Here is a 22326-nt window from a genome sequence, read left to right on the forward strand (position 1 = left end):
GGCGCCGCCGCCCCCGGCACCGCCGCAGCCCTGACGCGGTGCCCCTCCAGGGGCCTCGCGCCCGCGACCGGAATCGCGGCGCGGGGCCCCTGTGCCGTGTGTATCGAACCCACCGATCGATACGTGACGCGCGTCACATGAAGATCTCGTGAGAGAGCTACAACCAATCCCCCAGGTCACGGGTCATCTATGCAGCACCACCCAGAAACTGGAGGGGCGCTGCACTCGGAGGGGGGTGCAGCGCCCTTTCCGTTTTCCGGAATCCCCCTCCGGCCCCCTCGGGCCTCCGCGCCCCCTACGCCGGCTCGGCCTTCTTCACCGGATCGGCCTTCTTCACCGACCCCGCCTTCTTCACCGGCTCGGCACCCCGCACCGGCTCGGCCTTCTGCGGCGGCACGACCGGCATCCCCAGGAACGGCAGCTTCAGCGCACCGAAGGCCTCGGCCGGCACCGCGGGCGACTTCGGCTCGACCGGGGCAAGGCGCACGTACGCCTCGCCCTGGCGCGGGCGCGGGTCGGGCTCCCCCTTGTTGGGCCAGAAGGACATCGCCCGCTCCGCCTGCGCCGTGATCGTCAGGGACGGGTTCACGCCGAGGTTGGCCGAGATCGCGGCGCCGTCGACGACGGAGATCCCCGGGTGGCCGTAGAGGCGGTGGTACGGGTCGATGACGCCGGAGTCGGCGTCCGCGCCGATCGGGCAGCCGCCCAGGAAGTGGGCGGTGAGCGGGGTGCCCATGAGTTCGCCGATGTTGGAGCCGGCGAAGCCGTTGATCTCCTCGGCCATCAGCGAGGCGGCGCGGGTGGCGGCCTCGATCTGGGTCGGGTTGGGGGCGCCGTGGCCCTGGCGGGCGGTGAGCAGGCCCTTTCCGAGGCCGCCGGGCTTGCGGTAGGTGGTGAGGGAGTTGTCCAGGGACTGCATGACCAGGCCGATGATGGTCCGCTCCGACCAGCGCCGGTTGGACAGCGCGCGCAGGGCGAGCGCCGGGTGCTTGACCATCTCCAGGAGCCACTTGCGGACCCGGTGCGGGCCGTAGGGCACCTGGAGGACGGTCAGGCCGCCCATGGAGTTGGAGCCCTTGCCGTAGCGCACCGGCTCGATGTGGGTGTTGGCGTCGGGGTGGATCGACGAGGTGATCGCGACGCCCTTGGTGAAGTCGACCCGGTCCTTGCCGTGCTTCTTGCGGTAGCGGCGGTCGGTGGTCTGGGAGCCGACCAGTGCCTCGGAGTTGGTACGGGTCAGCTCGCCGAGCCGGGCGGAGAGCCGGGGCAGCAGCCCGGTGTCCTTCATCCGGTGCAGCAGGGTCTGGGTGCCGTAGGTGCCGGCCGCGATCACCACCCGCTGGGCGGTGAAGGTCCGGCCCGCGCCCTTCCTGCGGTTGTCGGTCGGCAGGGTCTTGACGGCGTAGCCGCCGCGCGAGTCCTCGGTGACGGCGACCACGGAGGTCATGGGGTGGACGACGGCGCCGGCCTTCTCGGCGAGGTAGAGGTAGTTCTCGTTGAGGGTGTTCTTGGCGCCGTGCCGGCAGCCGGTCATGCACTCGCCGCACTCGGTGCAGGCCCGGCGGGCCGGGCCCGCGCCGCCGAAGTAGGGGTCGGCGACCTCGCCGCCGGGCTTCGCCTTCGCCGTGCCGTCGGCATCGGCGCCGTCGCCGAAGAAGACGCCGACCGGCGCCATGTGGAAGGTGTCGCCGATCCCCATGGCCTGGGCGGTGGCCTTCAGGTGCACGTCGGAGGGCGTCATCGTCGGGTTGAGCCGTACGCCGAGCATCCGCTTGGCCTGGTCGTAGTAGGGCGCGAGCTCCGCGCGCCAGTCGGTGATGTCCTTCCACTGCGGGTCCTGGAAGAACGGTTCGAGCGGCTCGTAGAGGGTGTTCGCGTAGTTGAGCGAGCCGCCGCCGACCCCGGCGCCCGCGAGGACCATGACGTTGCCGAGCAGGTGGATGCGCTGGAGCCCGTAGAGGCCGAGCGCCGGGGCCCACAGGAAGTTCTTCAGGTCCCAGGAGTTCCTGGGCAGGGTGGCGCGGGTGAAGCGCCGCCCGGCCTCCAGGACCCCGACCCGGTAGCCCTTCTCGGTGAGGCGCAGGGCGGTGACCGAGCCGCCGAAGCCGGAGCCGACGACGATGACGTCGTAGTCGTACGCCTCTGAGTCGTCCTGATTCTGGGCAGGGGGTACCGCGGTCATGGCTCTCCTCGTACGAAAAGGGACTGCGAAACGGGTGCGGGTCAGCGCAGGCGCAGGGCCTTCATGACCTTCAGGGACGTGCTCATGAAGGCGGCGTACTTCTCGTCGTCCATCCCGAAGGAGGGGGCGAGCGGGACCAGCCGCTGCTGGGCGACGGTCTGGGCCTCGGTGAACTTGAGGATGCCCTCGGAGCCGTGGCGCCGGCCGAGGCCGGAGTCCTTCATGCCGCCCATCGGGGCCTGCACGCTGCCGTACGCGGGCGCGTAGCCCTCGTTGATGTTGACGGTGCCGGTGCGCAGCCGGGCGGCGATGGCGTGGCCGCGGCGGGAGTCGGTGGTCCACACGGAGGCGTTGAGGCCGTACGGGGTGGCGTTGGTCCGCTCGACGACCTCGTCCTCGTCCGTGAAGCGGTAGACGGAGACGACCGGGCCGAAGGTCTCCTCGGTGCAGACGGCCATCGGAGCCTCGACGCCTTCGAGGATGGTCGGCTCGTAGAACAGCGGGCCGATGTCGGGGCGGGCGACGCCGCCCGCGATCAGCTTGGCGCCCTTGGCGACGGCCTCCTCGACGTGCCGGGTGACGGTCTCGAGCTGCCGCTCGCCGACGAGGGAGCCCATGTCGGCGCCGTAGGCGAGGGAGTTGCCGAGCCGCATGGCCTTGGTGCGGGCGGCGAAGCGGGCGATGAACTCGTCGGCGACCGACTCGTGGACGTACAGCCGCTCGATGGAGATGCACAGCTGGCCGGCGGAGGAGAAGCAGGCGCGGACGGCGCCGGCGGCGGCCTTCTCGACGTCGGCGTCCTTGAGCACCAGCATGGCGTTCTTGCCGCCGAGTTCGAGGGTGACGCCGACCAGGCGGGCCGCGGCGCCCTGTGCGACCTCGCGGCCGGTGCGGGTGGAGCCGGTGAAGGAGACGTAGTCGGCGTGGCGGACGACCTCCGGGCCGACGACCGGGCCCTCGCCGAGCACGACCTGGAAGACCTCGGCGGGCAGACCGGCCTCGATCAGCAGGTCACGGGCCCACAGGGCGGTCAGCGCGGTCTCGGTGTCCGGCTTCATCACGACCGCGTTGCCGGAGACGAAGGCGGGCAGCGCGTCGCCGACCGACAGCTCCAGGGGGTAGTTCCACGGGGCGATCTGGCCGACGACCCCGCGCGGCTGGCGCAGCTCGGTGACCTTGGTGAGGGTCGGTACGACTCCGGTGTGGCGCTTGGCCCGCAGGTACGCGGGGGCCTTGCGGCCGTAGTGGCGGGCGGCGACGGCGACCGCCTGGACCTCCTCGTGGGCGTGCAGGCGCGCCTTGCCGGTCTCCAGCTGGATGAGGTCGAGGACCTCGCCCTGGCGCTGGAGGACCAGGTCGTGGAAGCGCAGCAGCACGGCGGCGCGGGCCCGGACGGGGGTCGCGGCCCAGAGGCCCTGGGCGGCACGGGCACGGGCGAAGGCGGCGGCGACGTCCTCGGGGGTGGACTCGGGCAGGTCCGCGAGCTTGTCCCCGGTGAAGGGGGTGTGGTTGGCGGTACGGCCGGAGCCCACGACGCCACGGGTGAGCCGGGCGACCAGATCGGGCGTGACCACGTCGGCGGCCGTGCGCGCGCCGGCAGGCGCGGGCGCGACGGGGTTGGTGCCGAGGGTGCCGGAGGTGCCGGAGGTGCCGGGAATGGCCGCGACGGCGGCCCGGTCCGTGGTGGGGAGTGCCTGCGAGTCCGTCATGAGGGCGAGGGTAAGCGGCCGGGCCCCCTTTGGGTACCCGTCAGTAACGCGTTTTCACCGGGTGCGCACAACCGCGCCAGCGATCACTGGCAGATAAGCCCTGATCAGGGGCTTACGGCCTCGTCGGGAGCCCTCCAGTACTTCTTCACGATGTCGAACTGCTCACGCGTCCGGGCCCAGCTCTCCTCCGGCGAGGCCATGTACAGGGCGTACTCGGTGCCGTCGTCGCCGTAGTACACCTGGTCGATCGCGTGGCGGGGCCCGGGGAAGTCCCGCTTCTCGATCCAGGTGAACTCCCAGACGCAGGAGTTGACCTGGTCGCGGAAGGTGTTCTGGGTCAGCCGGATCCGCTGGTACTCGGCCCGCTTCCGCACGATCTTCTCGAGGTCGAGCATGTGCATGTACGGGTTCTCGAAGTCGGGCGAGGGGTCGATGCTGATCCGGATCCGGTGCCTGCCGTTGTCCGGGGTGTAGTCGATCTGGTCGCCGTCGGCCTGCCGCTTCCAGCCGTCGGGGACGACCAGGCTGAAGCCCTCCGGGTCCTCGACGCGGTGCCAGCCGGCCGGGACGCCGCCCTTGTCCGCGTCCGTGCCGTCCGTGCCGTTCGTGCCGTCCTTGTCCGTGCCCGTCGTGAGGGACGGGTCGGTGCCCCGGCCGCCCTGGTCGTTGTTGTCGCCGCCGAAATGGGTCATGGCGGCGAACACCGCCCCGCCCGCGAGGAGGCCCGCCACGACGGCGGCGAGCAGCGCGGGGCGCCAGCGGCCACGGGCACGGCCCTGTGCGGGGGCCGCGATCGGGGTCGGGACCGTGCCATGGGCGGGGGTCGGGGCAGGGGCGGGACCGGTGCCGGAGCCGGAGCCGGTTCCGCTACCGGGGAGGCCCGTGGAGTCCGAGGTCCGGGAGGAGAGCGGGTCCGTCGGCTCGGCGCCGGCGAGCGGGCCGCCCTGGGAGGCGGCGGGGTCGTCGTGCTGCCGGGGCAGCGGCGCCGTGACGGCCGCGGCCGCGCCGTTCAGCTCCTCGGGTCCCATCCGCCGCGTCGGCACGTACGCCTGCGCCGCCTGCGGCGTACGGCCCTCCATCGCGTCGAGCAGCATCCGCTCGGCCTCGTCCGCGCTCGGGCGCTGCTCCGGGTCCTTGCGCAGCAGCGCGACGATGACCGGGGCGAGCGCGCCGGCGTTCGCCGGGTACGGCGGTTCCTCGGTCACCACCGCCTGCATGGTGCTGATCGGCGAACCGCGGCGGAACGGCGAGCCGCCCTCCACCGCCGCGTACAGGGTCGCGCCGAGGGACCACAGGTCGGAGGCGGGGCCCGGGTCCCCGCCGCGCACCCGCTCGGGCGCCAGATAGTCGATGGAGCCCACGAGTTCGCCGGTGCGGGTGATCGTCGAATCGCCCTCGATGGCGGCGATCCCGAAGTCGGTGATCAGGACCCGGCCGTCGCGCGCGAGCAGCACGTTGGCGGGCTTCACGTCGCGGTGCAGCACCCCGGCGGCGTGCGCCGCGCGCAGGGCGCCGAGGACGTGCAGGCCGATCCGGGCCGCCTCCCGCGGTTCGATCGTGCCGGAGCCGGACTCCTTCGCCGCGTCCGCGAGCGAGGGCCCGTCCACGTACTGCATCACGATCCAGGGCCGGTCGTCGTGCTCCAGCACGTCGTGCACGGTGACCACGCCGGGGTGGGTGATCCGGGCCGCCGCCCGGGCCTCCTTCTGCGTCCGGGCGTGCAGGACCAGCCGGTCGGCCTCGGCCACGAACCGTCCCGCCGTCAACTCCTTGACGGCCACCACCCGGTGCAGCACCTCGTCGTGGGCGCGCCAGACCTTGCCCATGCCGCCGCGCCCGATGGACTCGCCCAGCCGGTAACGCCCGGCGAGCAGCAGCCCGGTGCCGGTGCTCTCAGAATGTTCCACGTGCCCCCGCCTGTTTGCTTCGGAGCCAAGGTTACGGAGGAAGGCCCGGCCCACGGAACCTCGGGGCTGGCTTTGGGAACAAGCTGTGACCGGCGTCCGGTCAGCGGGTGGCGCGGTACGCCTTCGTCGCCTGGTCGTGGATCTCGGAGACCTTGTCCCGCTCGTTCTCCGGTCCGATGACCAGGACGACGTGATAGCGACCGCCCTCGATCAGCGCCAGATTGCGCACGAACACCTCGCGCCCGGTGCTGTCCTGCCAGGTGAACTGCCCGACGGCCATGGCCTGTCGGCCGACGTCGATCCGGCGCAGGCCCGAGGCGCTCGACCAGGACGAGTCCCGCCAGGGCTGGAGCTCCCGCTCCTTGGTGCGCTGGTACGCCATGGGGTCGGAGCCGTTCGCCTGCACGGTGTCCCGGCCGGGGACGACGATCAGGGTGAAGTCACCGCCCGTGTAGCGGACTTGTCCGGCGTCGTTGATCGGGCTGCGCCGCCAGTCGCGCGGCACGCCGATCCGGAAGCCCTCGGGGTCCTCGCGCAGGACGTAACCGGGGGCGAGCGCGGGCGCCGAAGGGCCCGCGGTGGGCGGGGTGGTGGCGGGTTGCTGCCCGCTCGGCCGGGACGACGGGCCGCGGGTGCCGGGCGGGGCCGGGGATGTCGCCGTCGCCGTCGCCGTCGAAGGAGTGCCGGACTTCGCGGGCGGGGCGGCCTTGCCGCCCTCCTCGCCCTGCCGGGGCATGAACCAGACCGCGTACGCGATCGCCCCGGCCAGCAGGAGCAGGACGAGGAGGAGCAGCGTGCAGCCCAGGGCCTTCGGGGAGCCCGAGGTGCGGCCGGGGGCGCGGGGGGCGCGCGGGGCGCGTTGCGGGATCTCCTCGTGCACGGCCGCGGTGTCGGCGTACGCCGTGGGCGAGGCGTACGCCGGGTCGCGCGGGGCGCGGGAGGGGCGCGGGCCGCGGCGGTCGCGTGCCTTGCCGGCTCGGCCCTGGCGGTGCCGGCCGCCCGAGGCTCCGCCGCGCCGGCGCCGCACCAGCTCGCCGCGGCGGCGCACGATGGGCAGCCGGCCGATGTCCGGGGACGGCAGCGGGACGACCCCGATTCCGGCCTCGGGCTCGGGCGCCGAACGCACCAGGGAACGCAGCCAGCCGCTCAGCTCCTCGACATCGGGGCGCTCGGTGGGGTCCTGGCGCAGCAGCGACTCCACGATCGGCCGCAGCGGGCCGCACTCCTCGGCGAAGGCGGGCGGCTCGGAGCAGACCAGCTGGACCAGCTCGGCGGCGTTGTCCTCGGGGTAGGGGGCGTGGCCCTGGACGGCTCGGTAGAGCAGCGCGCCCAGCGCCCACAGGTCGGTGGCGGGACCGATGGGCGGGGCGAGGCGCCAGTGCTCGTGGACCGGGCCCGCCTGCTCGGGCGCCCAGCGTTCGGTGACGGCGCCGACGACCGCGATCCGGGTCTGGCGGGCCCGCTCGGCGGCGAGCCGGGTCGCCGGGCCCCGGTACGGGGTGCCGAATCCCGAGCCGGCGCCGGTCTCGCGGGCGGAGCCGGTCTCGGGGCCGGAGCGGGGCCCGGTCGGTGCGGTGGCGGACGACGACGGCAGCGGCTCGGGGCCGGTAGAGGCCGCCCGGTATCCGGCGGGGAGCGCGGGCAGCGCGGGACCGGTGGCCCCGCCGCCGCCCGCCGGGACGGAACGCCCGCCGTCGCGGGCGGCGTGCGGGCCGTCGCTCCACGTCCCGGCGAGGTACGCGCGCGGCGGCGGCCCGTACGTGCCGCCCGTCTCGTTCCCGCCCTCCTCGTCGTCCTCGTCGTCCAGGTCGTCGGCGTCCTCGTCGCCGACGCGGGACCACCACTGCGGTGCGGGCGGTGCGGGCGGGCCCGACGGCGTCACGGGCGGTGACACGGACTCGGCGGGCTCAGCGGGCTCAGCGGGTGCGGCCGGCGCCGGGCGCTCGGCGGGGGTGGCGGGGCGCGGGGCCGGCAGGGCGCCCGTCTCGCCGATCCGCGCGGCGGCACGGGCCCCGGCCCGGTAGGCGGCGATGGCCCCGGCACGGGCGGCCCGCACGTCCGCGACGGGCGGCACGCCGGGCGTGGGCACGACCGGCGCGGCGGACAGCTCGGCCCGGCCCGCTCCGCCGTACGGGGTACCTCCGTCGGGCCCGTAACCGGCGCCGTACGAGGCGTCGGGGCCCTCCGACTCGTCCTCGTCCGGCCCGTCGTCGTCGTGGGCCGTGGGGCGCTCGGGCGTCCGGGAGGCCGGCACCCGGCTCATCCGGGCGCCGTACGCCTCGGCCTCGGGTCCGGGTTCGTAGGGCTCCAGCTCGTGGATCTCCGCAGCGTACGGCCGGGACTCCTCGTACTCCTCCGCCTCGCCGTACGCCTCCGCCCCGCCGTACGCCTCCGCCCCGCCGTACTCCTCCGCCCCGCCGTACTCCTCGGTCTCGTACTCCTCCTGGCCGAATCGCGTCCCCGACCCGCCGTAGGGGGATTCCTCCTCGTGCGGCACCGGGGCGTAGCCGCAAAGGGCTTCCTCGGCGGCGCCGGCGGCGAGGCCGGTGAGGACGACGCGGCCGTCGTCGTCGCAGACCAGGACGGTGCGCGCGGTGACGTTGCGATGGGTCCAGCCGTGCGCGTGCAGCGCGCGCAGGGCGGTCAGGAGGTCGGCGCCGATCTCGGCGGCCCGGTACGGGGTCAGCGGACCCTCGGCGAGGACCTCGGAGAGCGGAGTGGCCGCGACGAACTCGCTCACGATCCACAGCGAACCGGCCTCCGCGAACACGTCGAAGACCTGGTCGAGGCGCGGGTGGTCGGGGATCCGGGCGGCGGCCTGGGCGGCCTCGACCGCGCGGCGGACCGCCGGGTCGGCGGGTCGGCGCGTCGCCCTGCCGGGGGCAGCGTACGGCTCGTCATCGAGGAGTTCGGCGTCCACGACCTCGGGCAGCGGGACCTGACGGATCCGCACTTCCTGACCGCTGTAGGTGTCGAAGGCCCGCGTCTCGACGTGGTCGTACGCGTCCGCCGGCGGCAGGGGCAGCCGATAACGGTCCGCCAGCACCCTTCCCGCGTAGTCGTCCACGACGCCTCCCCACGCGCCTGCCGTCCCCCGTGCCCCGCCCTCGCGGGCGGGGCCTCTCACGATACGTGCGCCCGTCAGTCCTTGGGGCTGAACGTGGCGAACGCGGTCTCCCGGAGCGTCTTGCACTCCGCCGCGTCCCACGCGTCGGCCCGGCAGCTGACCATGATCGAGTAGCCGTGGTCGGCGTCGACCTTGAAGCCCCGGTTGAGTATCCGGATGCGCATGCCGTTCTGGGTGCGCTCGAACTCCCAGTCGGCCACGGTCGGATAGCCCTTGTACGCGACCGGGCGGATGCCGATGTGCTTGTAGCCGTTGCTCGTCGCGGCGACCGCCGTCATCGCGGCGCGCCAGGCGGCGGCCGCGTCGTCCTTCGGGCTGTCGTTGAAGTCGACCTGGACGCGCGGGAAGCCGCTGCCGCCGGCGTGGAAGATGCCGCCCGAGTTCTGGCCTGCTATCGCGGCGAGCTTGAAGGAGGCGGGCATCGCCATGCGGAAGTGGAACCGGTCATTGGTCACCATCACATAGCCGGGCGGCAACTGCGCGCCGCCGCCCGCCTGGTCTCCGCCGGGCGTGCCGGAGGGCGTCGTGCCGCTCTGGCCGCCGCTGTTGGCGGCCGGTGTGCCGCCGCTGCCCTGCTGGGTGGGGTCGCTCGGCGACTTGTCCGTACCGTCGTCGGTCCGGCCGTCGCTGCCGACCGAGGCGGTGGTGCCGCCGGTCTTCGTCCCCTTGCCCTGGTCGGCGCCCTCCTGACCGCCGCCGCCGAGGGCGACGTAGAGGATCGTGCCGAGGAGGGCGACGAGCACCACCGCGGCGATGATCACCAGGGTGCGGCGCGGGACGACGTCGGTGAGCGAGGCGCGGGAGGACGCGGGCCGGTCGGGGGTCCCGGTGCCGGGCCCGCGCTCGGTCTCGTTCCGCGCGGTCGCCGCCGTGGCGGCGTTGCGCACCGACTTCAGGGCACTGCGCAGCCGCTCGGCCGTCGCCTCGCCGGTCTTCTCGCGGGCCGGCTTCTGCTCCTTGGCCTTGGCGGCGGCCGGCGCGCGCTCGGGGAGCGGGGGCAGCGGGACGACCCGCGTCGCCTCGGGCGAGGGCTCCGGCGGGGCCTCCGGCGCGTCCAGGACGGCGCGCAGCAGCACCCGCGCGCCCGCGTCGTCGAGGCGCTGGTCCGGGTCCTTGGCGAGGAGGCCGTAGATGACCTTCTCCAGCTCCGGGCCGGCGTTCTTCGGCGGGTCGACCGGCTCGGTCATCACCGCGGTGAGCGTGGCGATGGCGGAGCCCTTGTCGTAGGGCGGGCTGCCCTCGACGGCGGCGTACAGGAGTCCGCCGAGCGACCAGAGGTCGGCGGCGGGGCCGGGCTTGTGTCCGCGGGCGCGCTCCGGCGAGATGTACGAGGGGGCGCCGACGAGCATGCCGGTGGAGGTGATCGAGGGGTCGCCCTCGACCTGGGCGATGCCGAAGTCGGTGAGGACGACCCGGCCGTCCTCGGCGATCAGCACGTTGGACGGCTTCACGTCGCGGTGGAGGATGCCCTCGCGGTGCGCGGAGCGCAGCACGTCGAGGATGGCGAGGCCGACCTCGGCGGCGCGGCGCGGGGTGAGGGTGCCGTCCTCGCGGACGGCGTCGGCCAGCGACTTGCCCTCGATGAGCTCCATGACGATCCACGGGCGGTCGTCCTCGTCGACCACGTCGTAGACGGTCACCGCGCCGTTGTTGCGGATCCGGGCGATGGCCTTGGCCTCGCGCAGGGTCCGGGTGATGAGGCGTCGCTTCTCGTCCTCGTCGATGCTGTTGGGGAAGCGGAGCTCCTTGACGGCGACCGTGCGGCCCAGGGTCTCGTCGACCGCGCGCCACACCGTTCCCATGCCGCCGCGGCCGAGGACCACACCGAGGCGGTAGCGCCCGGCGAGCAGCCGTCCCTGCGCGGACGGGGCGTCAGCCCGCCCGGGCCGGGAGCCCGTCGCGGTGGCGTCGGCACCGAAGCCGGCGGCCGGCGCTGCCCCGTCGGTCGACCCGCTGCCACCGGCGGTCTTGCCGGCGCTCCTGGGAGCGCCGGGCACCCTGTCCTGGACGCCCCGCCCGGCCGCGCCGCCGGTCCGGTCCTTGGCGAGGACCGTGGTCGCCGGACCGTCCGACTCCTTGTCCCGGCCCGTACGGGCCGCGCCCGCGCCACCGGTCCGGCCCTTCGCCAGGACCGTCGTGGCCGGGGTGTCGGGAGCCTTGTCCTGAGTGCCCCGGCCGGCGTCCCGCGTGGCCTGCCCGGCCCGCGCGTCCTCCGGCGCCTTCGGGGCTTCCGGGGTCTCCGGCCCGAGCTCCCCGCCCTGCCCGGCCCGCGCGTCCTCCGGCGCCTTGGGCGCCCCCGGCACCCTCGGGGCCTCCGGGGCCTCAGGTGTCCTCGGGTCCTCCGGGCGCTCCGGCGCGGCCGAATCCGCCGGAACGGCCCGCGCCTTGTCCCGTGCCTTGTCCCGGTCGTTGTCCCGGTCGTTGTCCCGCTCCGCCGCGCGCGCGGCCGGAACCGCGCCCCGTTCGCCGTCGGTGGCGGCGCCCGCGGCGGCGTCCCGCCGGGGGTCCTGCCCCGTGTCCCGCGACTGCTCCGCCTCCGACATGCGTCCCCTCTGCGATCCCTGTTTCTCGCCCGCGTCCGGAGCTCCCGCGCAATGCGGCAACCCGCCCTGGAAGAGAGCTCATTGTCCCTCACTCCGCGACCACTGCCTCCCCCGGGTCCGCACTCCGATCACCTTTTCCGCACCAGGAGGGTGCCCCCAGCCTGTCAGATCGGCACGATGTCGGGCGCTCCCAGCCGTGCCGCGTCGGCCGTCAGGTCGTCCGGCTGGCGCTGGGACTCGCGTTCCGCCTCGACGCGCTTCTCGTAGTGCTCGACCTCCTTGTCGATCTGGCCGGCGTCCCAACCGAGCACGGGGGCCATGAGTTCGGCGCATTCGCGGGCGCTGCGGGTGCCCCGGTCGAAGGTCTCGATGGAGATGCGGGTGCGCCGGGTGAGGACGTCGTCCAGGTGGCGCGCTCCCTCGTGGGAGGCGGCGTAGACGATCTCGGCCCTCAGATAGTCCTCGGCGGCCGGCAGGGGCGCGCCGAGGGACGGGTCGGCGGCGATCAGGTCGAGGAGCTCCTCCGTCAGGGAGCCGTAGCGGTTGAGCAGATGCTCGACGCGGGCCACGTGGAGGCCGGTGCGGGCCGCGATTCCGGCGCGGGCGTTCCACAGGGCCTTGTAGCCCTCGGCGCCGAGGAGCGGGGTGTCCTCGGTGACGCAGGCGGCGACCCGCTTGTCGAGGCCGTGGACGGCCTCGTCGACGGCGTCCTTCGCCATGACGCGGTAGGTCGTGTACTTGCCGCCGGCGACGACGACCAGGCCGGGCACGGGGTGGGCGACGGTGTGCTCGCGGGAGAGCTTGCTGGTGGCGTCCGACTCGCCGGCGAGCAGGGGGCGCAGGCCCGCGTAGACGCCCTGGACGTCGTCGCGGGTGAGCGGGGTCGCGAGCACGCCGTTCACATGCTCCAGGAGGTAGTCGATGTCGGCGCTGGAGGCGGCCGGATGGGCCTTGTCGAGGTCCCAGTCGGTGTCGGTGGTGCCGATGATCCAGTGGCGGCCCCAGGGGATGACGAAGAGGACGGACTTCTCGGTGCGCAGGATGAGCCCGGTGGTGGAGTGGATGCGGTCCTTGGGCACGACCAGGTGGATGCCCTTGGAGGCGCGGACGTGGAACTGGCCGCGCTCTCCGATGAGGGCCTGGGTGTCGTCGGTCCACACGCCGGTGGCGTTGACGATCTGCCGGGCCCTGATCTCGTACTCCCCGCCGGTCTCGACGTCCTGGACGCGGGCGCCGACCACGCGTTCGCCCTCGCGCAGGAAGCCGACGACGCGGGCGCGGCTGGCGACGTGCGCGCCGTAGCTCGCGGCGGTGCGGACGAGGGTGGTGACGAAGCGGGCGTCGTCCATCTGGGCGTCGTAGTACTGCAGGGCGCCGACGAGGGCGTCCTTCCGGAGGCAGGGGGCGACCCGCAGGGCGCGCCGGCGGCTGAGGTGGCGGTGCACCGGCAGGCCGCGGCCGTGGCCCGAGGAGACGGACATCGCGTCGTACAGGGCGACGCCGGAGCCCGCGTACAGCCGCTCCCAGCCCTTGTGCTGGAGGGGGTAGAGGAAGGGGACGGGCCTGACCAGGTGGGGTGCGAGCCGTTCGAGGAGCAGGCCGCGCTCCTTGAGGGCCTCGCGGACGAGGGCGAAGTCGAGCATCTCGAGATAGCGCAGTCCGCCGTGGATCAGCTTGCTGGACCGGCTGGAGGTGCCGGACGCCCAGTCGCGGGCCTCGACGAGGCCGGTGGTCAGGCCTCTGGTGACGGAGTCGAGGGCGGTGCCGGCGCCGACGACTCCGGCGCCGACGACCAGTACGTCCAGTTCGCGCTCGGCCATGGCCGCGAGCGCCTCGGCGCGCTCGGCGGGTCCCAGTGTCGCTGTCCTCACGGCTGTGCCTCCCGTCGTCCCCCGTGTGTCGGCATGTCCGGCCGCACGCGCCCCGTCAGCGGTCCGAACCACCGGCCGCCCGACGCGTGTGGTCCGGCTCACAGTGTCGATTCTGTCCCGGCCCTCCGACTTCAGCCACCGCCCCGACCCCAGCCTGTGGATAACACTCGGCGACGCTCGATCCCGCAATGCGGCATATCGGTCATATTTACGCTTAGTCTGACATTGCGTCAGCCCCCTTCGGTCCACAGGGCTTGCGCACCACGTCCCCTCCGGCTACTGGGAAGGACGGCCCACCCCCCATGCCCGCTGATCTCGCCGTCATCGGCCTCGGCCACCACGGACTCCCCCTCGCCCAGGCAGCCACCGCCGCCGGCATCGCCACCGTCGGCTACGACACCGATCCCCGCCCCGTCGCCGAGCTCGCCGCCGGACGGCCCCCCGTCGACGGCTCCCTCACCGCCGCCGAGATCCGCCGGATGCTCTCCGCCGGCTTCCGGCCCGCCCTCGACCCCGCCGAGCTCGGGCGGGTCCGCACGGCCGTCATCTGCGCCCCCACCCCACCGGGTCCGGACGGCGCGCTCGACCTCACCGCCGTGACCGACGCCGCCCGCGCGCTCGCCGCGCGACTGCGCCCCCACACCACCGTCCTCCTGGAGTCACCGGTGCCGCCCGGCACCACCGAGGGGCCGCTGCGCGACCTCCTGGAGGGCGGCTCCGGCCTGCGCGCCGGACGCGACTTCCACCTCGCCTACTCCCCCGGCCGCCTCGACCCCGGCCGCCGCCCGCCCGGCGGCACCCAGGGCGCCCACGCCCTCGCCGGCACGCCCAAGGTGATCGGCGGCCTGACCTCCGCCTGCACCGAGTCCGCCGCCGCCTTCTACGGCCGCCTCACCGACAAGGTGGTCCGCGCGCGCGGCCCGCGCGAGGCGGAGACGGTCAAGCTCCTGGAGACCAACTTCCGGCACGTCAACATCGCCCTCGTCAACGAGATGGCGGTGCTCTGCCACGAGATCGGCGTCGACCTGTGGGACGTCATCCGCTGCGCCGAGACCAAGCCCTTCGGCTTCCAGGCCTTCCGCCCCGGCCCCGGCGTCGGCGGCCACGGCGTCCCCGTCGACCGCCTGGGCGGCCACCGCCCGCTGCGGCTCGTGGAACTCGCCGGCCAGGTCAACGAGCGCATGCCGCAGTACGTCGTCCAGCGCAGCGCCACACTCCTGAACGAGCACGGCAAGTCCGCCCGCGGCGCCCGGGTCCTGCTGCTCGGCATCACGTACAAACCCGATCTCGCCGACCGGCAGGGCTCACCCGCCGACGAGATCGCCCGCCGGCTGATGGACCTGGGCGCGCAGCTCAGCTACCACGACCCGTACGTCCCCGACTGGCGCGTCCGCGAGCTGCCCGTCCCCCGCGCCGACTCCCTCTACGAGGCCGCCGCCCACGCCGACCTCACGATCCTGCTCCAGCACCACCGCACCTACGACCTCCAGGGCCTCTCGGTGAAGGCCCAGCTCCTCCTCGACACCCGCGGCGCGACCCCCGCGGGGGCGGCACACCGCCTGTGAGAGCGGCGGAAGGGCCCCGCACCACCCGGTGCGGGGCCCTTCTCACGTACGCGCGCGTACCGCCGGGAACGGCGTCAGCGCTTGTGCTGGGCGTCGGCGACCGTGACCTCGACGCGCTGGAACTCCTTGAGCTCGCTGTAGCCCGTGGTGGCCATCGCGCGGCGCAGGGCGCCGAAGAAGTTCATCGAGCCGTCGGGGCTGTGCGACGGGCCGGCGAGGATCTCCTCGGTCGTGCCGACGATGCCCAGGTCGACGAGCTTGCCGCGCGGCACGTCCTCGTGGACGGCCTCCATGCCCCAGTGGTGGCCCTTGCCGGGGGCGTCCGTGGCGCGGGCGAGCGGGGAGCCGATCATGACCGCGTCGGCGCCGCAGGCGATCGCCTTCGGCAGGTCGCCGGACCAGCCGACACCGCCGTCCGCGATGACGTGCACGTAACGGCCGCCGGACTCGTCCATGTAGTCACGGCGGGCCGCGGCCACGTCGGCGACGGCCGTGGCCATCGGGACCTGGATGCCGAGCACGTTACGGGTGGTGTGGGCGGCGCCGCCGCCGAAGCCGACCAGGACGCCCGCGGCGCCGGTGCGCATCAGGTGCAGGGCCGCCGTGTACGTGGCGCAGCCGCCGACGATGACCGGGACGTCCAGCTCGTAGATGAACTGCTTGAGGTTCAGCGGCTCGGCCGCGCCGGAGACGTGCTCGGCGGAGACGGTCGTGCCGCGGATGACGAAGATGTCCACGCCGGCGTCGACGACGGCCTTGGAGAACTGGGCGGTGCGCTGCGGGGAGAGCGCGGCGGCGGTGACCACACCCGAGTCGCGCACCTCCTTGATGCGCTGCCCGATCAGCTCTTCCTTGATCGGGGCGGCGTAGATCTCCTGCAGACGGCGGGTCGCGGCGGCCTCGTCGAGCTCGGCGATCTCGTCGAGCAGCGGCTGCGGGTCCTCGTAGCGGGTCCACAGGCCCTCGAGGTTCAGCACGCCCAGGCCGCCCAGCTCGCCGATGCGGATGGCGGTCTGCGGCGAGACGACCGAGTCCATCGGGGCGGCCAGGAAGGGCAGCTCGAAGCGGTAGGCGTCGATCTGCCAGGCGATCGAGACCTCCTTCGGGTCCCGGGTGCGCCGGCTCGGTACGACGGCGATGTCGTCGAACGCGTACGCCCTGCGGCCGCGCTTGCCGCGCCCGATCTCGATCTCAGTCACGATGTGTGGCCTTTCCCTCTACGTCTGCGCCTACCAGTATCCCCGACACACGCGCGTGGGGCGGCTCCGGCCACATGCCGGAACCGCCCCACGCGTCGCGCAGCGTTACTTCCTGCTGTAGTTCGGCGCCTCGACCGTCATCTGGATGTCGTGCGGGTGGCTCTCCTTGAGACCCGCCGACGTGATCCGGACGAACCGGCCCTTGGACTCCATCTCCTCGATGGTGGCGGCGCCCACATAGCCCATCGTCTGGCGCAGACCGCCGACGAGCTGGTGCAGGACGTTCGCCAGCGGGCCGCGGTAGGGCACCTGGCCCTCGATGCCCTCGGGCACGAGCTTGTCGTCGGAGGTGACCTCGGCCTGGAAGTAGCGGTCCTTCGAGTAGGACTTGCCCTGGCCGCGGGACTGCATGGCGCCCAGCGAGCCCATGCCGCGGTATGACTTGAACTGCTTGCCGTTGATGAAGAGCAGCTCGCCGGGCGACTCCTCGCAGCCCGCGAGGAGGCTGCCGAGCATCACGGTGTCGGCGCCGGCGGCCAGCGCCTTGCCGATGTCGCCCGAGTACTGCAGGCCGCCGTCGCCGATCAGCGGGACGCCGGCGGCGCGGGCCGCGAGCGAGGCCTCGTAGATGGCGGTGACCTGCGGGACGCCGATGCCGGCGACCACACGGGTGGTGCAGATCGAGCCCGGTCCGACGCCGACCTTGATGCCGTCGACACCGGCGTCGATCATCGCCTGGGCGCCGTCACGCGTGGCGACGTTGCCGCCGATCACGTCGACGTTCACGCTCGACTTGATCTTCGACATCCAGCTCAGGGCGTTGCTGTTGTGGCCGTGGGAGGTGTCGACGATCAGGAAGTCCACGCCGACGGCGGCGAGCGCCTGGGCGCGCTCCAGCGCCTCGGGGCTGGCGCCGACGGCCGCGCCGACGAGCAGCCGGCCCTCGGCGTCCTTGGCGGCGTTCGGGTACTTCTCCGCCTTGACGAAGTCCTTGACGGTGATGAGGCCCTTGAGGATGCCCTCGTCGTCGACCAGCGGCAGCTTCTCGATCTTGTGGCGGCGCAGCAGCTCCATGGCGTCGACGCCGGAGATGCCGACCTTGCCGGTGACCAGCGGCATCGGCGTCATGACCTCGCGGACCTGACGGCTGCGGTCGCTCTCGAAGGCCATGTCGCGGTTGGTCACGATGCCGAGCAGCTTGCCGGCCGGGTTGGTGACGGGGACACCGCTGATGCGGAACTTGGCGCACAAGGCGTCCGCCTCGGCGAGCGTCGCCTCGGGGTGGACCGTGATGGGGTCCGTGACCATGCCGGACTCGGAGCGCTTGACCAGGTCGACCTGGTTGACCTGGTCCTCGATGGAGAGGTTGCGGTGCAGCACGCCGACACCGCCGAGGCGGGCCATCGCGATGGCCATGCGGGACTCGGTCACCTTGTCCATCGCCGCGGACAGCAGCGGGATGTTGACCCGTACGTTGCGGGAGATACGGGACGAGGTGTCGACCGCGTTGGGGAGCACCTCGGAGGCGCCCGGCAGCAGCAGCACATCGTCGTAGGTCAGCCCGAGTGTCGCGAATTTCTCGGGCACTCCGTCGACGTTGGTCATGACACCTTCCCCAATGGCCTTGATCGGTGCGGATGTCCATGCTAACGGGCCGCGACGGTGTCTCATTCCACGAGCAAGATCGCCGGAAAGCTTTGGACGTTCGTACGTGTACGTGAGGGACAGCGGCCCCGCACAACCCTTACTGCTCGGCCAGCGCCCGCAGCCGGCTACTGCTCGGCTACTGCTCGGCCAGCGCCCGCAGCCGGCTCAGGGCGCGGTGCTGCGCCACCCGCACCGCTCCGGGGGACATGCCGAGCATCTGCCCGGTCTCCTCGGCGGTCAGCCCGACGGCCACCCGCAGCACGAGGAGCTCGCGCTGGTTCTCCGGGAGGTTGGCGAGCAGTTTCTTGGCCCATTCGGCGTCGTCGCTGAGCAGCGCGCGCTCCTCGGGGCCGAGGGAGTCGTCGGGGCGCTCGGGCATCTCGTCGGAGGGCACGGCCGTGGAGCCGGGGTGCCGCATGGCGGCCCGCTGGAGGTCGGCCACCTTGTGGCCGGCGATGGCGAAGACGAAGGCCTCGAAGGGCCGGCCGGTGTCCCGGTAGCGCGGCAGCGCCATGAGCACGGCGACGCAGACCTCCTGGGCGAGGTCCTCCACGAAGTGGCGGGCGTCACCCGGGAGCCGGTTCAGTCGCGTACGGCAGTAGCGCAGGGCGAGCGGGTGCACGCGCGCGAGGAGATCGTGCGTGGCCTGCGCGTCCCCCTCGACGGCACGGTGTACGAGCGCACCGATCTCCCCCGGCCCGGCGGGCACGGGTGACCCCATGGTCTCGTCGTCGCGCATCGCTCCATGGTGCCTCGACGCCTGCTCGTCCGCGGCACCGCGTCCGTAGTTGTGCACCGAAGCGTTATGAGCAGGTGCGCCGGGACTCATCTCCTGCGCCCTCCCCTTCCGCTCGATTCCGGCTCGCTCGTTCGTCTCGTCCCCGAGGAACTCCACGCCTTCAAGGATGCGGCATTCCGCGGGGAAGTGACACAAGCCCACCCCGTCCGCCCCGTGGCGGACGGGGATGCGGCCGACGGCCGCAGGTCAGCGGACCAGGCCCCAGCGGAATCCGAGGGCGACGGCGTGCGCCCGGTCGGAGGCACCGAGCTTCTTGAAGAGGCGGCGGGCGTGGGTCTTGACCGTGTCCTCGGAGAGGAACAGCTCGCGCCCGATCTCCGCGTTGGACCGGCCGTGGCTCATGCCTTCGAGGACCTGGATCTCGCGGGCGGTGAGGGTGGGGGCCGCGCCCATCTCGGCCGACCGCAGCCGGCGCGGGGCGAGCCGCCAGGTCGGGTCGGCGAGGGCCTGGGTGACGGTGGCCCGCAGCTCGGCGCGCGAGGCGTCCTTGTGCAGATAGCCACGGGCACCGGCGGCGACCGCGAGCGCGACGCCGTCCAGGTCCTCGGCGACGGTGAGCATGATGATGCGGGCGCCCGGATCCGCGGAGAGCAGCCGGCGGACGGTCTCCACGCCGCCCAGGCCCGGCATGCGCACGTCCATCAGGATCAGGTCCGAACGGTCCGCGCCCCAGCGGCGGAGGACTTCCTCGCCGTTGGCCGCGGTGGTCACGCGCTCGACGCCGGGCACGGTCGCGACCGCGCGGCGGAGCGCCTCTCGGGCAAGCGGGGAGTCGTCGCAGACGAGCACGGATGTCATGCCTGACCTCCGCGGCCCTCGCAGCTGATGCGCGTCACCTTGAGCCTCCAGGGCTGGTACGAATCGTCACCTGTGCGGTCGAGCCCTCGGACACCTGCCCGAGCGCTTGTTCCTTCAACCGCCTCCGCACTCTCAACGATGGTCACTCGAAAGAGTTACGGGTCGGACGGCCGCCTTCGGCACTCTACGTAAGGGACCGTACGCGGAGGAGAGCGTCGCAGGTCATCCGTCCTTCAGCCCGAAGCTATGCCCCATTTAGCGGGTTTTCTTCCCTTTTCGCGGTGTCTGTGGCTAGATTCGCAATGAGTCATATTTACATCTACTCAGTCAGTAGTTGTACGGTCGGATCGTTCCCGCGGGAGCGGGTAACCGAGACCCATCGAGGGGCGAACCGCCCCCGTCCACCAGCCATCCACCCGCAGCCATCCACCCGCCCACCTATCCGTTCGACACGGTTTCAAGGGGACAAGCGCAATGGCAGATTTCTCCCGCCTTCCCGGACCCAACGCCGATCTGTGGGACTGGCAGCTCCTCGCGGCCTGCCGAGGAGTCGACAGCTCGCTGTTCTTCCACCCCGAGGGAGAGCGCGGCGCGGCACGGAGTGCGCGCGAGAACTCGGCTAAAGAGGTCTGCATGCGGTGCCCGGTACGCGCGGAGTGCGCGGCACACGCACTCGCCGTACGGGAGCCCTACGGCGTCTGGGGCGGCCTCACCGAGGACGAACGCGAAGAGCTCATGGGCCGGGCACGCAACCGCCTGGTCACGACGACGGCCCAGCCGGCCCCTTCCGGGGGCGCGACGCGGACCTCCGCCACGAGCTCGGCAGGCGTGGCCCACGCCTGAACCAACGCCCGAAGCAACGCGTGAAGTAACGTTTCTGCGCCCCGACACCGGTGGTGTGGACCGCACAGGACCGCCACCCGGACGGCCCGACCCCGGGTCACCCGTACGGCCCGGCCCGGTCGACGACCCGTCGCCCGTACGGCGGTGGGGCCGTCACCCGCACGAGCGCGCGCGCCTCACCCCGACGGCCCGCACGCCCTCACCCGGCCGGCCCCCGGGCGTTCACCCGCACGGCGCAGGACGCTGGGCCGTACGGGAACGGAAGTCCACCCGTACGGCGGATGGAGGGACCACCCGGACGGCGGCATGGAGGTGTCACCCGATCGGCGTCGGGGGCGTGACCCCGGTCAGGCCGGCTCGGGGGCCCGCGCGCGGTCCTCGGCGCGGCCCGCGGCGCGGCCGAGCTCGTCCAGGGTGGCCGCGACGGCCGGGACCTGGGCCAGGTCCGGAAGGGTCAGCGCCACGATCTCCCGTTCCACGGGCGGTTCCACCGTCACGGTGACGGCTCCCCTCGGCCGTACGGACTCGATGGCGAGCTGCGGCAGGACGGCGACGCCGAGACCCGCGCCCACCAAGCCCACCACGGCCGGGTAGTCGTCGGTGGCGAAGTCGATCCGGGGCGTGAACCCGGCCCGCTCGCAGACGTCCACCAACTGGCGGCGGCAGCGCGGGCAGCCCGCGATCCAGGGGTCCTCGGCCAGTTCGCCGATGGTGACGGACCCGGCGCCGGCCAGCCGGTGCCCCTCCGGGACGAGGCCGACGAGACGGTCGGCGAGCAGCGGACGGACCACCAGGTCGTCCCAGCTGTCCGGCCCGGCCGGCCCCGCCCCGTACCGGAAGGCGAGCGCCACGTCGCAGTCGCCCTCGCGCAGCATCTCCACGGAGCGCGGCGGTTCGGCCTCCACCAGGGAGACCCGGGTGCCGGGGTGGGCGGCGCGCAGGGCGGCCAGGGCGGTGGGGACGAGGGTGGAGCTGCCGCTGGGGAACGACACGAGCCGGACCCGGCCGGCCCGCAGGCCCGCGATGGCGGCGACCTCCTCCTCGGCCGCGGTGAGCCCGGCGAGGATGCCGGCGGCGTGCCGGACCAGGGCCTCGCCGGCCTGGGTGAGCCGCATCTCGCGTCCGGTGCGGACGAGCAGCGGGGTGCCGGCGGAGGATTCGAGCGCTTTCATCTGCTGGCTCACCGCGGGCTGGGTGCAGCCGAGTTCGCGCGCCGCGGCGGAGAAGGAGCCGGTGGCGGCGACGGCGCGCAGGACGCGGAGGTGGCGGGCCTCGATCATGCTTCGAGCATAAGCGCAACTTGGATACCGGGGCGAATTCCGATGCCAAACTTTGAGGAGTGAAGGAAAAGCCCTGGTTAGGGTGCCCGTATGGAACTGCTGAGCGTGAACGTGGGTCGCCCCAAGGCCGTGGACTACACCAACGCCCCCTCGGGCCGGACGGGCATCGACAAGCGCCCCGTCGAGGGTCCCGTACGGATCGCGGCACCGGGCCCCGAAGGGGCGAGCGGGGTCGCGGGGGACGCCGTCTGCGACCTGCGTTTCCACGGCGGCGCCGACCGGGCCGCGTACGCCTTCGCCCGCGAGGACCTGGACCGGTGGGAGGGCGAGCTCGGCCGCGTCCTCGCCCCGGGGTCCTTCGGCGAGAACCTCACCCTCCGCGGCGTGGACGTGAACGGCGCCCTGATCGGCGAGCGGTGGCGGATCGGCGACGAGGTGGTCCTGGAGGTGACCGGCGGCCGCATCCCCTGCCGTACCTTCGCCGGTTTCCTGGAGGAGAAGGGCTGGGTCCGCCGCTTCAACGAGTCCGCGGCCGGGCCGGGCGCGCTGCTCCGCGTGATCACCCCGGGCGAGGTTCGGGCGGGCGACCCGGTGGAGGTCGTGCACCGCCCGTCCCACGACATCACCGTCGCCGGTCTGCACCACGCGGCGACGGCCGACCGGACGCTGCTGCCGCGGACGCTGGTGGCGGCGGAGTGGATGGAGTCGGGGCTGCTCGCGCTCGCGCGCACGTACGCGGAGAAGTACGGGACGGAGGACGGGGAGGAGAACGGGGAGCGGCGCGGGGAGCGGCAGGCCGACCGGACCGGAGAGCGGTGAGGGCGGACGCCCTCATCTCCGCCACACGGCGTTCACA

14 protein-coding genes are annotated in these 22326 nt (G+C 73.4%); 3 read left to right on the forward strand and 11 right to left on the reverse strand.

The genetic code is table 11. The features are described from left to right. Positions 1 to 295: 295 nt before the first annotated feature. The 6 genes from ABTZ91_RS27410 to ABTZ91_RS27435 all read right to left on the reverse strand — a co-directional run bounded on the left by ABTZ91_RS27410 (position 296) and on the right by ABTZ91_RS27435 (position 13339). Positions 296 to 2182, reverse strand: a complete 1887-nt coding sequence (locus ABTZ91_RS27410) for a GMC family oxidoreductase (protein WP_352079920.1) — start codon at positions 2180 to 2182, stop codon at positions 296 to 298. Between the two features lie 41 nt (positions 2183 to 2223). Then, entirely contained in the window at positions 2224 to 3891 is a 1668-nt protein-coding gene (locus tag ABTZ91_RS27415; protein WP_352079921.1) for a succinic semialdehyde dehydrogenase, read from the reverse strand. Between the two features lie 104 nt (positions 3892 to 3995). After that, a complete protein-coding gene (locus tag ABTZ91_RS27420; protein WP_352079922.1) occupies positions 3996 to 5798 on the reverse strand; it encodes a protein kinase domain-containing protein in 1803 nt (600 codons plus the stop codon). A gap of 100 nt (positions 5799 to 5898) precedes the next feature. Then, on the reverse strand, positions 5899 to 8865 hold the full coding sequence (locus ABTZ91_RS27425) for a protein kinase (protein WP_352079923.1): 2967 nt from the start codon (positions 8863 to 8865) through the stop codon (positions 5899 to 5901). Positions 8866 to 8939: 74 nt separating this feature from the next. Next, positions 8940 to 11468, reverse strand: coding sequence for a protein kinase domain-containing protein (locus ABTZ91_RS27430; RefSeq protein ID WP_407078035.1), 2529 nt, complete (start codon positions 11466 to 11468; stop codon positions 8940 to 8942). A 164-nt stretch (positions 11469 to 11632) separates the two neighbouring features. Further along, on the reverse strand, positions 11633 to 13339 hold the full coding sequence (locus ABTZ91_RS27435; RefSeq protein ID WP_352079924.1) for a glycerol-3-phosphate dehydrogenase/oxidase: 1707 nt from the start codon (positions 13337 to 13339) through the stop codon (positions 11633 to 11635). A 302-nt stretch (positions 13340 to 13641) separates the two neighbouring features. Here ABTZ91_RS27435 and ABTZ91_RS27440 point away from each other — a divergent pair, with 302 nt between their 5' ends. After that, the gene (locus tag ABTZ91_RS27440) at positions 13642 to 14904 is read left to right on the forward strand and encodes a nucleotide sugar dehydrogenase (protein WP_352079925.1); all 1263 of its coding nucleotides are present in this window, start codon (positions 13642 to 13644) and stop codon (positions 14902 to 14904) included. 74 nt (positions 14905 to 14978) lie between these two features. On the opposite strand, the gene ABTZ91_RS27445 is transcribed toward ABTZ91_RS27440, so the two are convergent. The 4 genes from ABTZ91_RS27445 to ABTZ91_RS27460 all read right to left on the reverse strand — a co-directional run bounded on the left by ABTZ91_RS27445 (position 14979) and on the right by ABTZ91_RS27460 (position 19347). Beyond that, the gene (locus tag ABTZ91_RS27445) at positions 14979 to 16103 is read right to left on the reverse strand and encodes a GuaB3 family IMP dehydrogenase-related protein (RefSeq protein WP_352079926.1); all 1125 of its coding nucleotides are present in this window, start codon (positions 16101 to 16103) and stop codon (positions 14979 to 14981) included. Positions 16104 to 16208: 105 nt separating this feature from the next. Then, positions 16209 to 17708 carry an IMP dehydrogenase gene (guaB, locus tag ABTZ91_RS27450; protein ID WP_345486204.1) on the reverse strand — a complete coding sequence of 500 codons (1500 nt, stop codon included), beginning with the start codon at positions 17706 to 17708 and terminating at the stop codon, positions 16209 to 16211. Between the two features lie 178 nt (positions 17709 to 17886). Further along, positions 17887 to 18489, reverse strand: coding sequence for a sigma-70 family RNA polymerase sigma factor (locus tag ABTZ91_RS27455; RefSeq protein ID WP_345486205.1), 603 nt, complete (start codon positions 18487 to 18489; stop codon positions 17887 to 17889). A gap of 246 nt (positions 18490 to 18735) precedes the next feature. Further along, entirely contained in the window at positions 18736 to 19347 is a 612-nt protein-coding gene (locus ABTZ91_RS27460; protein WP_003948568.1) for a response regulator transcription factor, read from the reverse strand. A 474-nt stretch (positions 19348 to 19821) separates the two neighbouring features. On the opposite strand from ABTZ91_RS27460, the gene ABTZ91_RS27465 reads away from it, so the two are divergent. Continuing rightward, positions 19822 to 20190, forward strand: coding sequence for a WhiB family transcriptional regulator (locus ABTZ91_RS27465; protein WP_352079927.1), 369 nt, complete (start codon positions 19822 to 19824; stop codon positions 20188 to 20190). Positions 20191 to 20537: 347 nt separating this feature from the next. Here ABTZ91_RS27465 and ABTZ91_RS27470 read toward each other — a convergent pair whose 3' ends face one another. After that, on the reverse strand, positions 20538 to 21470 hold the full coding sequence (locus tag ABTZ91_RS27470; RefSeq protein ID WP_352079928.1) for a LysR family transcriptional regulator: 933 nt from the start codon (positions 21468 to 21470) through the stop codon (positions 20538 to 20540). A gap of 90 nt (positions 21471 to 21560) precedes the next feature. Between ABTZ91_RS27470 and ABTZ91_RS27475 the strand changes: the two genes are divergently transcribed. Beyond that, positions 21561 to 22289, forward strand: coding sequence for an MOSC domain-containing protein (locus ABTZ91_RS27475; protein ID WP_352079929.1), 729 nt, complete (start codon positions 21561 to 21563; stop codon positions 22287 to 22289). Positions 22290 to 22326 lie beyond the last annotated feature (37 nt).

Source organism: Streptomyces sp. NPDC126499 (genome assembly GCF_040302485.1).
Lineage (GTDB): Bacteria > Actinomycetota > Actinomycetes > Streptomycetales > Streptomycetaceae > Streptomyces.

Excerpts from the sequence above, each read along its gene's own strand:
- ABTZ91_RS27440 (WP_352079925.1), top strand. The coding sequence starts at position 13,642 with ATGCCCGCTGATCTCGCCGTCATCGGCCTCGGCCACCACGGACTCCCC.
- ABTZ91_RS27470 (WP_352079928.1), bottom strand. The coding sequence starts at position 21,470 with ATGATCGAGGCCCGCCACCTCCGCGTCCTGCGCGCCGTCGCCGCCACC.
- ABTZ91_RS27465 (WP_352079927.1), top strand. The coding sequence starts at position 19,822 with ATGGCAGATTTCTCCCGCCTTCCCGGACCCAACGCCGATCTGTGGGAC.
- ABTZ91_RS27475 (WP_352079929.1), top strand. The coding sequence starts at position 21,561 with ATGGAACTGCTGAGCGTGAACGTGGGTCGCCCCAAGGCCGTGGACTAC.
- guaB (WP_345486204.1), bottom strand. The coding sequence starts at position 17,708 with ATGACCAACGTCGACGGAGTGCCCGAGAAATTCGCGACACTCGGGCTG.
- ABTZ91_RS27415 (WP_352079921.1), bottom strand. The coding sequence starts at position 3,891 with ATGACGGACTCGCAGGCACTCCCCACCACGGACCGGGCCGCCGTCGCG.
- ABTZ91_RS27430 (WP_407078035.1), bottom strand. The coding sequence starts at position 11,468 with ATGTCGGAGGCGGAGCAGTCGCGGGACACGGGGCAGGACCCCCGGCGG.
- ABTZ91_RS27460 (WP_003948568.1), bottom strand. The coding sequence starts at position 19,347 with ATGACATCCGTGCTCGTCTGCGACGACTCCCCGCTTGCCCGAGAGGCG.
- ABTZ91_RS27455 (WP_345486205.1), bottom strand. The coding sequence starts at position 18,489 with ATGCGCGACGACGAGACCATGGGGTCACCCGTGCCCGCCGGGCCGGGG.
- ABTZ91_RS27410 (WP_352079920.1), bottom strand. The coding sequence starts at position 2,182 with ATGACCGCGGTACCCCCTGCCCAGAATCAGGACGACTCAGAGGCGTAC.